The sequence below is a fragment of the Nocardioides sp. CPCC 206347 genome (assembly GCF_048654605.1).
Lineage (GTDB): Bacteria > Actinomycetota > Actinomycetes > Propionibacteriales > Nocardioidaceae > Nocardioides.
Genome location: NZ_JBMCYZ010000006.1, coordinates 250,633 through 264,758, shown reverse-complemented (window position 1 = coordinate 264,758; position 14,126 = coordinate 250,633). Strand labels below are relative to the sequence as shown.

General features: G+C 69.3%; 12 protein-coding genes. 7 read left to right on the top strand and 5 right to left on the bottom strand.

Going from position 1 to position 14,126, the window contains the following annotated elements:
- Window positions 1–31 precede the first annotated feature (31 nt).
- Both ACOACQ_RS20590 and ACOACQ_RS20585 read left to right on the top strand, forming a co-directional pair.
- Entirely contained in the window at window positions 32–751 is a 720-nt protein-coding gene (locus tag ACOACQ_RS20590) for a hypothetical protein (RefSeq protein ID WP_420289192.1), read from the top strand.
- Window positions 748–2,361: an alpha-amylase family glycosyl hydrolase gene (locus tag ACOACQ_RS20585; protein ID WP_420289191.1), complete on the top strand. Its 1,614-nt coding sequence runs from the start codon at window positions 748–750 to the stop codon at window positions 2,359–2,361. Before ACOACQ_RS20590 ends, ACOACQ_RS20585 begins: the two co-directional genes overlap by 4 nt.
- 15 nt (window positions 2,362–2,376) lie before the next feature.
- Here the strand turns inward: ACOACQ_RS20585 and ACOACQ_RS20580 are convergent, their stop codons facing one another.
- Together ACOACQ_RS20580 and ACOACQ_RS20575 are read right to left on the bottom strand one after the other, a co-directional pair.
- A complete protein-coding gene (locus tag ACOACQ_RS20580; RefSeq protein WP_420289190.1) occupies window positions 2,377–2,844 on the bottom strand; it encodes a MarR family winged helix-turn-helix transcriptional regulator in 468 nt (155 codons plus the stop codon).
- Window positions 2,841–4,430 carry an MDR family MFS transporter gene (locus ACOACQ_RS20575; RefSeq protein ID WP_378602624.1) on the bottom strand — a complete coding sequence of 530 codons (1,590 nt, stop codon included), beginning with the start codon at window positions 4,428–4,430 and terminating at the stop codon, window positions 2,841–2,843. The genes ACOACQ_RS20580 and ACOACQ_RS20575 overlap by 4 nt, the downstream gene beginning before the upstream one ends.
- A 198-nt stretch (window positions 4,431–4,628) precedes the next feature.
- Here ACOACQ_RS20575 and ACOACQ_RS20570 point away from each other — a divergent pair, with 198 nt between their 5' ends.
- The 5 genes from ACOACQ_RS20570 (at window position 4,629) to ACOACQ_RS20550 (ending at window position 9,561) form a co-directional block, all read left to right on the top strand.
- Window positions 4,629–5,687, top strand: coding sequence for a hypothetical protein (locus ACOACQ_RS20570; protein WP_420289189.1), 1,059 nt, complete (start codon window positions 4,629–4,631; stop codon window positions 5,685–5,687).
- 499 nt (window positions 5,688–6,186) lie between these two features.
- The gene (locus ACOACQ_RS20565; protein WP_420289188.1) at window positions 6,187–7,152 is read left to right on the top strand and encodes a MetQ/NlpA family ABC transporter substrate-binding protein; all 966 of its coding nucleotides are present in this window, start codon (window positions 6,187–6,189) and stop codon (window positions 7,150–7,152) included.
- A gap of 11 nt (window positions 7,153–7,163) precedes the next feature.
- On the top strand, window positions 7,164–8,192 hold the full coding sequence (locus ACOACQ_RS20560; RefSeq protein WP_420289187.1) for a methionine ABC transporter ATP-binding protein: 1,029 nt from the start codon (window positions 7,164–7,166) through the stop codon (window positions 8,190–8,192).
- A gap of 79 nt (window positions 8,193–8,271) precedes the next feature.
- Window positions 8,272–8,871, top strand: coding sequence for a methionine ABC transporter permease (locus tag ACOACQ_RS20555; protein ID WP_420289214.1), 600 nt, complete (start codon window positions 8,272–8,274; stop codon window positions 8,869–8,871).
- Window positions 8,872–8,937: 66 nt separating this feature from the next.
- The gene (locus ACOACQ_RS20550; protein WP_420289186.1) at window positions 8,938–9,561 is read left to right on the top strand and encodes a hypothetical protein; all 624 of its coding nucleotides are present in this window, start codon (window positions 8,938–8,940) and stop codon (window positions 9,559–9,561) included.
- Here the strand turns inward: ACOACQ_RS20550 and ACOACQ_RS20545 are convergent.
- The 3 genes from ACOACQ_RS20545 to ACOACQ_RS20535 are packed head-to-tail and all read right to left on the bottom strand — an operon-like array spanning window position 9,558 to window position 13,875.
- Window positions 9,558–11,555 (bottom strand): ABC transporter ATP-binding protein, encoded by a 1,998-nt coding sequence (locus ACOACQ_RS20545; protein WP_420289185.1) that lies wholly within the window; start codon window positions 11,553–11,555, stop codon window positions 9,558–9,560. The two genes, ACOACQ_RS20550 and ACOACQ_RS20545, sit on opposite strands and share 4 nt — an antisense overlap.
- Window positions 11,552–13,291 (bottom strand): ABC transporter ATP-binding protein, encoded by a 1,740-nt coding sequence (locus ACOACQ_RS20540; protein WP_420289184.1) that lies wholly within the window; start codon window positions 13,289–13,291, stop codon window positions 11,552–11,554. The genes ACOACQ_RS20545 and ACOACQ_RS20540 overlap by 4 nt, the downstream gene beginning before the upstream one ends.
- Entirely contained in the window at window positions 13,291–13,875 is a 585-nt protein-coding gene (locus ACOACQ_RS20535) for a TetR/AcrR family transcriptional regulator (RefSeq protein WP_420289183.1), read from the bottom strand. The genes ACOACQ_RS20540 and ACOACQ_RS20535 overlap by 1 nt, the downstream gene beginning before the upstream one ends.
- Window positions 13,876–14,126 lie beyond the last annotated feature (251 nt).

The window sequence follows — 14,126 nt, the reverse complement described above, 5'->3', positions numbered from 1 at the left end:
GTGTCCTATAGGGGGGTGGCAGGCTTGGCGCGTGACCACGCTCGCTGTCCCCCGCCGCTTCAACGGTCCGCCCCGCTCCGGCAACGGAGGCTGGGTCGCCGGCGCGCTCGCGGCCACGCTCCCCGGCCAGGGGATCGGTCGCCCCGTCACTGTGACCCTGCGGCAACCGCCGCCGCTCGAGACGCCGATGCAGCTCACCGCGACGGCCGCCGGAGCGACGCTGACCCATGACGGTCGCCCGGTCGCCGATGCCATCTACGCCGACCTCACCCCGGCCACGGTCGCACCGGTCCCGGTCGGGGTCGCCGCCGTGGCGGAGGCGGCATTCCGCGGCCACGGACAGCACCCGTTCCGGCGCTGCTTCGTCTGCGGCACCGATCGCCGCCCCGGCGACGGGCTGCGGATCTTCGCCGGCCCGCTGCCCGCCGTGGCCCGGACCTCCCCCGAGGACGGTCGCGTGGCGAGCACCTGGTCGCCGTACGAGAGCAACGTGGCGCTGACCTGGGCAGCGCTCGACTGCCCCGGCGGCTGGTCCAGCGACCTCGAGGGACGGCCGTCGGTGCTCGGCCGGATCACCGCCGAGGTCCGCCGCCTGCCGCGCACCTCCGAGCGCTACGTCATCGTCGGAGAGCAGCTCCGGGTCGACGGGCGCAAGACCTTCACGGCCGCCACGATCTACGGCGAGATCGGCGACGTCGTCGCCACGGCCGAACACGTCTGGATCGCCGTCGACCCCGAGGAGTTCCGATGACATCGACGCCCGTCCCCTGGTGGCGCGACGCCGTCGTCTACCAGGTCTACGTCCGCAGCTTCGCCGACGAGCTGAGTCATGACGGAGACGCCGACGGGATCGGCGACCTCCCGGGCATCACGTCGCGGCTGCCGTACCTGCGCGACCTCGGCGTCGACGCCCTGTGGATCACGCCGTTCTACACCTCGCCCCAGAAGGACCACGGGTACGACGTCGCCGACTACATGGACGTCGATCCACTCTTCGGCAGCCTGGCCGATGCCGACGTACTGCTCGAGACCGCGCACGAGCTCGGGCTGCGGGTGATCGTCGACCTGGTCCCGAACCACACCTCGGACCAGCACGCGTGGTTCCAGGCAGCCCTCGCCGCCGCGCCGGGCTCGCCCGAGCGGGCGCGCTACCTGTTCCGCGAGGGCCGGGGCGCCGACGGGAGCGAGCCGCCGAACAACTGGAACTCGATCTTCGGCGGACCCGCGTGGACGCGCGTTCCTGATGGCAGCTGGTACCTCCACCTCTTCGACACCTCCCAGCCCGACCTCGACTGGCGCAACCCCGAGGTCGGCGACATGTTCGAGGGCGTGCTGCGGTTCTGGCTCGACCGCGGGGTCGACGGCTTCCGGGTCGACGTTGCGCACGGCCTCTACAAGGAGGCGTCGCTTCGCGACCAGGTGCGCCCGGAGCCAACGCAGGAGAAGGCGAACAAGGGGAAGAAGAAGGCCGCCGAGTCGATGGTCGAGCGCGTCCTGCGGGACGAGCCGATGTGGGAGCAGCCCGAGGTGCACGAGGTCTACCGCCGCTGGCGCAAGGTCCTCGACTCCTACCCCGGCGAACGGATGGCCGTCGCCGAGGCCTGGACCCAGACCGCCGAGTCCATGGCGCTCTTCATCCGCCCCGACGAGCTCCACCAGGCCTTCAACTTCGGCTGGCTCGGCACGCCGTGGAAGGCGAAGGACTTCGCCGAGGTCGTGAACAACTCGATCGCGGCGGTCGGCGCCGCCGCGTCCGCCCCCACCTGGGTGCTGTCGAACCACGACGTGATCCGCCATCCCACGCGGTACGGCGGCGGGCCGGTCGGTCTCGCCCGTGGCCGCGCGGCCACGCTCGCGATGCTCGCCCTGCCCGGCTCGGCCTACCTGTACCAGGGCGAGGAGCTCGGACTCGAGCAGGTCGACGTGCCGCCCGAGGCGCGCCAGGACCCCTCCTGGTTCCGCACCGGTGAGCCCGGGCGCGACGGCTGCCGGGTCCCGTTGCCGTGGTCCGGGTCCGCGCCGCCGTACGGCTTCGGGGGTGCGGAGGGCTCCCAGCCGTGGATCCCCCAGCCCCCCGACTGGGCGCACCTGACCGTCGCGGCCCAGCAGGACGACGACGGCTCGACTCTGGCGTTCTACCGCCGCGCGCTGGCCGCACGCCGCGAGGTCTTCGCTGGCGCGGACGAGACCACGGAGGCCACCACGGAGGGCAAGATGCTCGTCGTACGACGGGCGGGCGTGACCGTGCTGCTCAACACCAGCACGTACCCCAAGGCGCTGCCCGAGGGCGAGGTGCTGATCAGCAGCGGACCGCTCATCGACGGCCTGCTGCCACCGGACACGGCGGTCTGGCTGCGTTGAACCACGCGACCTGACTCAGCGGTCGGCCGGGATCCCGAGGGCGTCGTTGTAGCGACGAAGCGACGCGGAGAACGCCCTCACCTCGTCGGCCGACCAGTCGCCGAGGCGCTCGGCGAGGAGCTCGCGGCGTTCGGACGCGACGCCCTCGAGGCGGGACTCGCCCTCGTCGCTGATGGTCAGCAATGTCGCCCGGCCGTCCTCCGGGTCGGGCTGGCGGTCGACCAGCCCCAGGTCGATCAGGTGCTGCACCTGCCGGCTGATGGCGCCCTTGTCGATGTCGAACACCGCACACATCGCGGAGGCCCGCAGCGGTCCGTGCTCGCGGACGTAGGAGAGCATCAGGTACGACGCCGGCAGCAGGTCGGGGTGCACGGCGCGAGCCCGTTCGCCGATGACGCGGCGGATCCTGCGGATCAGCACACCGACCTCGGTCTCGAGCTCGCTCAGCGCCTCGACGCGCTCGCTGCCCAGCCTGGTGGTCATCGCGCGACCTCCAGCTCGGACTCTTCGACCGCCCCGGTGGTGGTGCGCAACGGCACCTCCTTGATGAACAGGATGCAGAGGAACGCCACGATCGTGAACGGTACCGACACCCAGAAGAGGTGCCCGACGGCGTCGCCGAACGAGTTCTCGTAGAGCGCGCGGATCGGCAGCGGCAGGCTGGCGAGGTCGGGGATGTCGCCGGTGGAGTGTTCCATCGTGGCGAGCTGTTCGGGGGTCACCTTGCCGGACTTGACCAGGGCGAGGAGGCCGTCCTTCACACCGCCCGTGACCTGGTGGGCGAGCACCGCGCCGAGCGCGGCGACACCGACGGAGCCACCGATCGAACGGAACATCGCGACGAGCGAGCTGGCCGCGCCGAGGTCGGCCGGCGCAGTGTTGTTCTGCACGGCGAGCACCAGGTTCTGCATGGTGGCGCCGAGGCCGACACCGATGACCGCCATGTAGCCGGCGACGACCCACAGGCCCGTGTGCGCGTCGATCGTGCCGAGCAGTGCCATCCCGACCACGACCAGCACCATGCCGCCGACGAGCCACCGCTTCCACAGACCGGTCTCGGAGATGACCCGGCCGCTGACGATGCTCGACACCAGCAGGCCGCCGACCATCGCGATCGACATCAGGCCGGCCTCGGTGGGGCTCATGCCACGGGCGAGCTGGAAGTACTGGCTGAGGTAGACCGTCGCACCGAACATGGCGACGCCGATCATCACGGACGCCGCGGTGGCGAGCGCGGTGGTGCGGTCGCGGAACAGGCGCAGCGGGATCACCGGTTCGGTGGCCACGCGGGACTCGACCCACAGGGCCGCCGCGACGAGGGCCACGCTGCCCGCGACGAGTGCGGCCGACGTACCCGAGACCCAGTCGAAGTTGGTGCCGGCCAGGCTGACCCAGACGAGGATCAGGCTGATGCCGCCCATGATCAGGGTCGCGCCGGCGTAGTCGATCTTGACCTCGCGCTTGACCACCGGCAGGTGCAGCGTCTTCTGCAGTACGACGAATGCGAGCGCCGCCACGGGAAGGCCGATCATGAAGCAGCCGCGCCAGCCGAGGGGGCTGTCGACGACGAGGCCGCCGAGCAGCGGGCCGCTCACGGTGGCGGTCGCGAAGACGGCGCCGATGTAGCCGCTGTAGCGGCCCCGCTCACGCGGGGAGACCATCGAGGCGATGACGACCTGGACGAGCGCGGTCAGGCCGCCGATGCCGAGGCCCTGGATCGCGCGGGCGCCGATCAGCACGCCCATGCTGGGCGCGAGGGCGGCGATCACCGAGCCGATGGAGAAGATGACCAGGGCGACCTGGACGAGGAGCTTCTTGCTGAACAGGTCCGCCAGCTTGCCCCAGATCGGGGTGGTCGCGGTCATGGTGAGCAGCGTCGCGACGACGATCCACGTGTAGCCGGTCTGGCTGCCGTGGAGGTCGGTGACGATCGCGGGGAGGGCGTTGCTCACCACGGTGCTGGAGAGCATCGCCACGAACATGGCGAGCAGGAGCCCGGTCAGGGCCTCCATGATCTCGCGGTGGGTCATCTGGCCCGGTTCCGCGGTAGCGGTGTGATTGGTTGCCATTCGTCAACCATAATCCAGAATGGTTGTCGGTGGCAACTTTCTGTGCCTCGAGAGACCAAGCCCTCGAAGCCCGGGCCCGACGTTTCCGTCGCTCCGGAGGGCCACGAGCAACGGAAAGGTCGGGCTCGATCCCGCGACGCCGACGCGCCCTGTGGACGAGCTCCGCAGGGGCCCGCGATGTCGCACAGGCTGGGAGCCATGACGCTCCGCACTCGTCACATGAGGCCCCCGGCGGTGGGCCCCGGCCGACCCGGACTGGTCTGGCCGGTCGCGCTCGACCCGAGCGGGCGCGACGGTCCGACCGAGGCCCAGGCCAGGGGCCGCGGGTGGGTCAGGGCAACCCGCGGCCTGTACCTGCCCGCGGACCTCGACCCGACGCTCGCCACCGATCAACGGATCGTCACGGCGGCCGCCCTGCTGCCGCCGGGCGGGGCGCTCACCGGTTGGGCCGCGCTGCGCTGGTCGGGCGCGCGCCACCTCGACGGGATGCGTGGCCGGGTCGACCTACCCGTGCCCCTGGCGGTTCCACCCTCCTCACTCCGCCCCCGCCGCGGCGTCAGGCTCACCGAGGCGGCGTACTTGCGCAGGGCGCTGGTCGAGGTCGACGGCCTGACCCTGACGACGCCATGCGCATCCACGGCATTCGAAGTGCTCCACGCACCATCACTGGTGGACGCCGTCGCCGTCGTCGACCGCGCCTGCGCCGCGGACCTGGTCTCCCTCGCCGAGATGGAGGCCTGGACCGAGCGTCTGGCCGGTGCCCGCTGGGTGACTCGATTGCGGACGACCATCGCCCTTGCCGACGAGAACTGCTGGTCACCGGCCGAGACCGCCATGCGTCTGTGCTGGCTCGACATCGGCATCAGGACGATCGTCTGCAACCGACCCGTGTTCGATCTCGAAGGACGCTTCCTCGGCACACCCGACCTTCTCGACCTCGAGCTGGGCGTCGCGGGCGAGTACGACGGCCCGCTGCACCTTGCGGGTCAGCAGCGGGCCAAGGACATCCGGCGTGAAGGAGTGTTCCGGAGGGCCGGGCTGGAGTACGTCGAGATGGTCGCGGCCGATCTCGGGGACACGACGGACTTCATCCAGCGCACCGTCGACGCTCGCCAGCGCGCCCGCGCGATCCCGGGCGTACGCAGATGGACAGCGACACCACCGGACGGCTGGGTGTCGACCCACACCGTGGCACGGCGCCGGGCCCTCACTCCGTGGCAGCGCGCCCGGTTCCTCCGCTGGCAACGGGAGCACTGAGTCGCCGAGCCCGACGTTTCCGTCGCTCCGGAGGGCCGCGAGCAACGGAAACGTCGGGCTCGTGGCAAAAACGCAGCGACCCGCAGGCGTGGTCCGGTGGACCTGACCGGGGGACGTCCCGGTGCACCTGCGGGTCGGGTGGCTGCGTTGTTTTCACCAGCAGCCCAAACGGTTCTGCTGTGGGCTGCTAGCGGGCAGCCACCTCACGCGTCCTCAAAGAAATCATTCTTCGGACCACCTCCTTTCCCGTGTGCGACAACGGTAGGTCGGCTCCCGTTCTGACACAACGGGATTTTCGGGCCGGGACTTCGAGAGCTCGAATGTCTGCCCGGTCACATCAGGGAATGACCTCGCGCCTGCCTTCCTTGTCACCACCATCGGGTCCATCAACCCCGATTAACTTACTCAAGTTACTTGTCTTAGAGTGAGCGACTCCTGCGGCCCACCCGGCTGCTCCCCGGCGCGATCACGAGTCGTGCCCGCAACGAGAAGGAAGACGATGTCCGACGACATTCCCCTCATCGAGGCCCCGAAGTCCCGCCTGCCCCTCCTGCTCGGCATCGGTGTCGTGGTGCTCGCACTCATCGGCGCCGTGATCTTCTTCGCCACCCGCGGCGACGACATCCCCCGCGCCACCGGCAAGGACGCCACCACCGAGCTGGACAAGGACCGTCCGGTGAAGGTCGTGCTCGGCACCGTCGGCGCTTCCGACGCGTACTGGAAGACCCTCACCGACGCGGCCAAGGAGGCCGGCATCGACCTGGAGGTCAAGGACTTCGCCAGCTACCCGCTGCCCAATCCCGCACTGAGCGAGGGCGAGCTGGACGCCAACCAGTTCCAGCACATCGTCTACCTCGCCGAGCACAACGTCGCGAACAACGACGACCTGGTCCCGATCGGCTCCACCGCGATCTACCCGCTCGGCCTCTACTCGACGAAGTACGACGACGTTGCCGACATCAAGGACGGCGACACGGTCGTGGTCCCCGATGACGACTCCAACCAGGCGCGCGGCCTGCTCGTGCTCCAGTCGGCCGGTCTGGTCACGCTCAAGGACGGCGGCTCGATCTTCTCGACCGTGGCCGACGTCGACGAGTCGGCTTCGCGGGTCAAGGTGAAGGCCGTCCAGGCGGACCTGACGGTCACGTCGCTGCCCGACGTGGCGGCCGCGATCATCAACAACGACTTCGTCGCCGACGCCGGCCTGGAGTTCGACGACGCCATCGCCCAGGACGACCCCTCGTCGGAGAAGGCGCTGCCCTACGTCAACATCTTCGCGGTCCGTGCCGAGGACAAGGACAACCCGGTCCTGCTGAAGCTCGTCGAGATCTACCAGCAGACGCAGGCCGTGCTCGACGGCGCCGACGAAGCATCGGGCAACACCGCCGAGTTCCTCACGATCAGCCAGGCCGACCTCGAGAAGAGCCTGCACCAGGTCGAGGCCCAGATCCGCGAGAAGAAGTAGGCGCCACTCTGATGGGACTCGTGGAACTGCGGGGTGTCGTCAAGGAGTTCGCTCCGGTACGACGTGGCGACACCCCGATCCGTGCCGTGGACGGTGTCGACCTGACCGTCGAGCAGGGCGAGATCTTCGCGATCGTCGGGTACTCCGGCGCCGGGAAGTCGACCCTCGTCCGGCTGGTCAACGCACTGGAGCCTGCCACCTTGGGGAGCGTGGTGGTCGACGGCGTCGACATCACCACGCTCTCCGAGCGCGAGCTGCGCAAGGTGCGGCTCGACATCGGCATGGTGTTCCAGCAGTTCAACCTGCTCGACTCGCGCACCGTCTGGGGCAACCTGGCGTTCCCGCTCACCGTGGCGGGAACGCCGCGACGGGATCAGCAGAAGCGGATCTCGGAGCTGCTGCACTTCGTCGGCCTCGGCGACAAGGCGCATGCCCGCATCGATGAGCTCTCGGGCGGACAGAAGCAGCGCGTCGGCATCGCCCGTGCACTGGCCACCAACCCGCAGCTGCTGCTGGCCGACGAGGCCACCAGCGCGCTCGACCCCGACACGACCCGCGACGTCCTCGACCTGCTCGCGAAGGTCAACCGGGAGCTCGGCATCACCATCCTGCTCATCACCCACGAGATGGACGCCGTACGACGAATCGCCCACCGCGTCGCGGTGATGGAGAACGGCAAGGTCGTGGAGGAGGGCGTGACCGCCGAGCTGTTCGCGGAGCCCCGGCATCCGGTGACCCGCCGCTTCGTGGGCTCGGTCGTCGACGACGTCCCGTCGCCCGTCGCGCTCGACGCCCTCCGCGCACGGCACCCCGGCCGCTTCATCCGGATCGCGTTCCGTGAGGGAACCGCGCGCCAGTCCGAGGTGTTCGCCGTACTCCTGCGCCACGGGGTCGAGTTCGAGCTCGTCTTCGGCGGGATCGAGGAGATCCAGGGCCACACCTTCGGGAACCTCACCCTCGCCCTCACCGGCGAGGACGCCGCGATCGAGGACGCGCTGACCGACGTCAGCGGGCTCGTCGCCTGGACGGAGGTGGCCTGAGATGGACGCGTTCGCGATCGACACCCGTCTCGGCGAGCTGCAGTCGGAGTTCTGGTCGGCCACCGGCGGCACCCTGGTCATGGGCTCCATCGCCTTGGTGATCGGTGGCCTGCTCGGCCTCGGGCTCGGCCTTGGACTCTTCCTCACGCGCAAGGGCGGGCTCTTCGCCAACCGCCCCGTGTTCGTGGTGCTCAACGTGCTGGTGAACTTCTTCCGGCCGATCCCGTTCGTGATCTTCGTGGCGGCCCTGCAGCCGCTCGCGCGCCTCGTGATCGGCACCGGCATCGGGATCTGGGCAGCGACGTTCGCCATCACCATCGCCGCGATCTTCGGGATCAGCCGGATCGTCGAGCAGAACCTCGTGACGGTGAACCCCGGCGTGATCGAGGCCGCGCGCGCCATGGGCGCGAGCCGCACTCGGATCACGTTCACCGTCCTGGTGCCCGAGGCGCTCGGTCCGCTGATCCTCGGCTTCACGTTCGCGTTCGTGGCGATCATCGACATGACGGCCATCGCGGGCGTGATCGCGGGCGGCGGACTGGGCTCGTTCGCCCAGGTCTACGGCTTCCGGCAGTTCGACGAGATCGTCACCTGGGGTTCGATCCTCGTCCTTGTCGCGATCGTGATGGTGATCCAGGTGTCCGGGAACCTGCTGGCCCGCAAGGTGCTGCGGCGCTGACCCAGGACCGTCTCCGACGGCAGGTCAGCACGCAACAAATCAGCAGGAACCGGCATCACACGAAGCATGAACCTGCACGCGCGCCGTACGCCGACGGTCCTTGCCCTGCTCCTCGCCAGCACCGCCCTGTTCGCCGGCTGCAACGACGACGGCCCCGCTGAGGCGAACGACGAGGTCACCTCGACCGCCACGAACGAACCGACGACCGACACCACAACGAACCCGACCGAGGACCTGGTGATCCTGCCCGGCTCGATCGGTGAGGCACGCGTCGGCATGACCCGTGCGCAGTGGACGCCCACCGGCCTGTTCGAGGACGGCGCCGTGCTGTGCGAAGGCGAGCTGATCCACTGGGCAGCCGATCCGGCTGCGAAGAAGCTCTTCGTCCTGACCGACGAGGACGCCACCATCACGCAGCTGTCCGTGAGCGCACCCGGCCCGCACACGGAGCACGGCGACCTCGAGGTCGGGTCGACGTACGGCGAGCTCAAGCGGGCGTTCCCCACCCTCACCCAGCCGGTCGACGACGGGTTCGACCAGGCGTCGGTCTACCCGCCCGGCGAGGAGGACGGCCTGGCCTACCTCAGTTTCCTGCTCGACTCCCCCGCCGGCAAGGTCACCGACGACACCACGATCGCGAAGATCGCGGTGACCGGCGGCGAGAAGCCCTACTTCCAGTACGACTGCTAGATCGATGCAGCGGCGAACTGCGCCGCGTGGAGGTGGGCGAAGGGACCGTCCGCCTCGAGCAGCTCGGCATGAGACCCCTGCTCCACGATCCGGCCGTCCTCCATCACCAGGATGAGGTCGGCGTCGCGGATCGTGGAGAGCCGGTGCGCGATCACGAACGACGTCCGGTCGGTCCGCAGCGCGGCCATCGCGTGCTGCAACAACAGCTCCGTACGGGTGTCGACCGACGACGTCGCCTCGTCGAGGATCAGCAGCGCCGGCTGGGCAAGGAAGGCCCGGGCGATGGTGATCAGCTGCCGCTCGCCTGCCGACAGGTTCGAGCCCTCGTCGTCGACCCGGGTGTCGTAGCCGTCGGGCAGCGAGTGCACGAACCGGTCGACGTACGTCGCCCTGGCTGCCGCGCGGATCTCGTCCTCGGTCGCGTCGGGGCGGCCGTACGCGATGTTGTCGCGGATGGTGCCCTCGAACAGCCACGTGTCCTGCAGCACCATCCCGATCCGGCTGCGCAGCTCGGCCCGCGAGAGCGCGGTGATGTCCGTGCCGTCGAGGGTGATCCGACCGGCGCTGAGCTCGTAGAAGCGCATGATCAGGTTGACCAGCGTGGTCTTGCCCGCGCCGGTCGGCCCGACGATGGCGACCATCTGGCCGGGGTGCGCGATCAGCGACAGGTCCTCGATCAGCGGCTCGTCGGGGTCGTAGGAGAACGACACCTCCTCGAACGCCACTTCGCCGCGGGTGTCCTCGCGGGCCGCGTCCGAGACGCGAGCGGCGTCCACGGTCGCAACTGCCGACGGATCCACTTCCTCCTCGGCGTCCAGCAGCTCGAAGACCCGTTCCGCCGACGCCACCCCCGACTGCAGCAGGTTCGCCATCGAGGCGATCTGGGTGATCGGCTGCGAGAACATCCGTGAGTACTGGATGAACGCCTGGACGTCACCGATGCTCATCGACCCCGACGTCACCCGGAGCCCACCGACGACGGCGATGATCACGTAGTTGATGTTGCCGACCAGCATCATCACCGGCATCACGAGGCCACTGATGAACTGTGCCTTGAACGACGACTGGTACAGCGCCTCGTTGGCCTCGTCGAATGCCGCCTCGACGCTCTCGCGGCGACCGAACACCGACACCAGGGCGTGGCCGGAGATGGCTTCCTCGACCTGGCCGTTGAGCTTGCCGGTCTGGCGCCACTGGTTGATGAACTGGCTCTGGGAGCGCTTCATGATCCGGCCGCTCGCGAACATCGCGATCGGTACCGAGACCAGTGCGATCAACGCCAGCAGCGGCGAGATCCAGAACATCATGCCGAGGACACCGACGACCATCAGCAGCGACGTGAGCAGCTGGCTCATCGTCTGCTGGAGGTTCTGTGCGACGTTGTCGATGTCGTTGGTGACGCGGCTGAGCAGTTCGCCGCGCGGCTGCTTGTCGAAGTACGACAGGGGCAACCGGTGCACCTTGTCCTCGACGTCGGACCGCATCTGCCGCACGGTCTCCTGCACGACGTCGTTGATGTAGTAGCCCTGCAGCCAGCCGAGCACCTGGCCACCGATGTAGATCAGCAGCGTGACCAGCAGCAGCTGGCCGACCTTGCCGAAGTCGACGCCCTGCCCGGGGATGAGGTCGAGGCCCCGCAGGAAGTCGGCGAACTGGCCGTCGCCGCGGGACTCGGCCGCTGCGATGGCGTCGGACTTGGTGGCGCCCTCCGGCAACTGCTGGCCGACCTCCTTGCCGATGTAGCCGGTGAAGACCGCATCGGTCGCCTTGCCCAGCAGCCACGGGCCGATCGCGACCGAGGCGACCGAACCGATGCCGAGGAGGAGTACGGCGAACGCCCGGCCCCGTGCGGGACGCAGGAGCCCGACCAGGCGCTTCGCCGAGGCGCGGAAGTTGTCGGCCTTCTGCCCGACCATGCCGCCCATCGGGCCGCGACCGGGTCCGCCCTGCTGGACGATCCGCTCGGTCGACTTCATCGTCTTCGCGTCGCTCATGCCACGACCTCCTCTCGGTGGATGCCTTGCGAGGCCGCGATCTCCTGGTACGTCGGATCGTCCGCCATCAACTCGTCGTGGGTGCCGCGGCCGACCACTTCGCCGTCCTCGAGCACGAGGATCAGGTCGGCGTCGCGGATCGTCGCGATCCGTTGCCCGACGATCACGACCGTGGCGTCGCGGGTGATCGGGCCGAGGGCCGCGCGCAGGCGGGCATCGGTCGCGACATCGAGCGCGGAGAAGGCGTCGTCGAAGAGATAGATCTCCGGTCGTCGTACCAGCGCGCGGGCGATGGCCAGCCGCTGACGCTGGCCACCGGAGACCGTCGTACCGCCTTGCGCGACGGCGGTGTCGAGACCGTCGGGCATCTCGCGGACGAAGCCCGCGGCCTGTGCGATCTCGAGCGCCTCCCAGAGTTCTTCGTCGGTGGCGTCCTCGCGGCCGTAGCGCAGGTTGGTGGCGACGGTGCCGGAGAACAGGAAGGCCCGCTGCGGCACCAGCCCGATCTTCGACCAGAGCAGCTCGGGGTCGAGGTCGCGGACATCGACGCCGTCGACCCGCACGACTCCCTCGGTGGCGTCCAGCAGTCGCGGGACCAGGTTGACCAGCGTGGTCTTCCCGGCGCCGGTGGAGCCGATCAGCGCGATCGTCTGCCCGGGGCGGGCACTGAAGGACACGTCGCGCAGCACGGGTGCCTCGGCACCCGGGTAGGTAAGTCCGACGCCCTCGACGTCGAGGTGACCGGCGACGTCGACCGAGGTGACCGGGTGGGCCGCCGGGACGACGCTGGAGTCGGTGTCGAGCACCTCGGCGATCCGGACTGCGCCGACCGAGGCGCGCGGGATCATCATCAGCATGAACGTGCCCATCATCACCGACATCAGGATCTGCATCAGGTAGGACAGGAACGCGGTCAGGGCGCCGACCTCCATCTGGCCGTTGTCGACGCGGTGCCCGCCGAACCAGATCACGCCGACCATCGCGACGTTCGTGACGCCCATGACGAGCGGGAACATCAGCGCCATCCAGCGTCCGGCGCGGAGCGACACCTCGGTGAGGTCGTCGTTGGAGCGGGCGAAACGGGCGGTCTCCTGCGGTTCGCGGACGAACGCGCGGACCACGCGGATGCCGGTGATCTGCTCACGCAGGATCCGGTTGACGTCGTCGATGCGGGCCTGGACGGTCTGGAACGCCGGCACCATCCGGGACACGACGAACCCGATGCAGACGAACAGGACCGGTACGACGGCGAAGACCAGCCAGGACAGGCCGAGGTCCTCGCGCATCGCCATGACGATCCCGCCGATCATCATGATGGGGATCATCACGCCCATCAGGCAGACCATCATGGCGAGCATCTGGACCTGCTGGACGTCGTTGGTCGCGCGGGTGATCAGCGAGGGTGCGCCGAACGTGGAGACCTCGCGGGCGGAGAACTCGCCGACGCGCGCGAAGACCGCCTTGCGCAGGTCGCGGCCGAAGGCCATCGCTGCCTGCCCGCCGAACCAGGCCGACGACATCGAGCACGCGGCCTGGACGAGCGAGACGGCGAGCATGACGGCGCCGATCCTGAGGACGTAGCCGGTGTCACCCTGGGCGATGCCCTTGTCGATGATGTCGGCGTTCAGGCTGGGCAGGTACAGCATCGCGGCGGTCGCCGTGAACTGCAGCAGCACGATCGCCGTGAGCCAGCCCTTGTACGGCGACAGGTAGGCGCGGAGCAAGCGGGGAAGCATCAGGCGTCCCTCCTCTCGACGCCGTTCAGCACGGTGTCGACGATCTGGGCGGGGGTCAGCAGGTCGTTGTCGGCGATCTCCTGGTGGGAGCCGGCAAAGGTCAGCAGCCGCCACACGTGGAGCACCTGCTCGGGCGGCAGCGTCAGGTGGTCGGCGTCCGGCTCGATCAGCGCGAGCAACCGGGCGCGCACGTCCTCCAGGCCCTTCTTCAGCTCGGGCCGGTCGTGCAGGTGCTGCGGCGGACCGACGGTCCCCATCGCGCGCATCAGACCGAAGATCGCGAGGAACCGTTGCTGGAGGATCGACGTCATCGCGAGCATCCGCTCACGCAACGGCAGCCCCACGTCGATCTCGTCGAGACGGCGCAGCACGTCGCCCGGCTCGAACGCCCGGGTGACCGTGGCGTCGATCAGCTCCTCCTTGGAGGCGAAGACCCGGAAGATCGTGCCCTCCGCGACACCGGCCGCCTCGGCGATCAGCTTGGTGGTGACTGCGCGGCCGTGGTCGTAGAGCAGCGGCCGGGTGGCCCGGATCAACGCCTCGCGCCGGTCCTCGGGCGAGAGTGGTGCGGCGCGTGGTGGCATCTCACCAGATTAGATGAGTGAGCGCTCACTCACAAACGATTATCCGGCCACCTACCGGCGGCGCCAACTCCCTCGCACGACCCACCACACCAGATACCCCACACCGCCGCCCCCGAGCGCGAGCATCAACACCCACGTCCGGTCATTCGGCGGATAGACCTCGCCCGGCTCGTTCCGAGTTGCCTGTGCAACCGTCTCGTCTCCGGCCTCCTCGACTCCAGGACCGTCGTAGCTGACCTCATCCGAGCGAA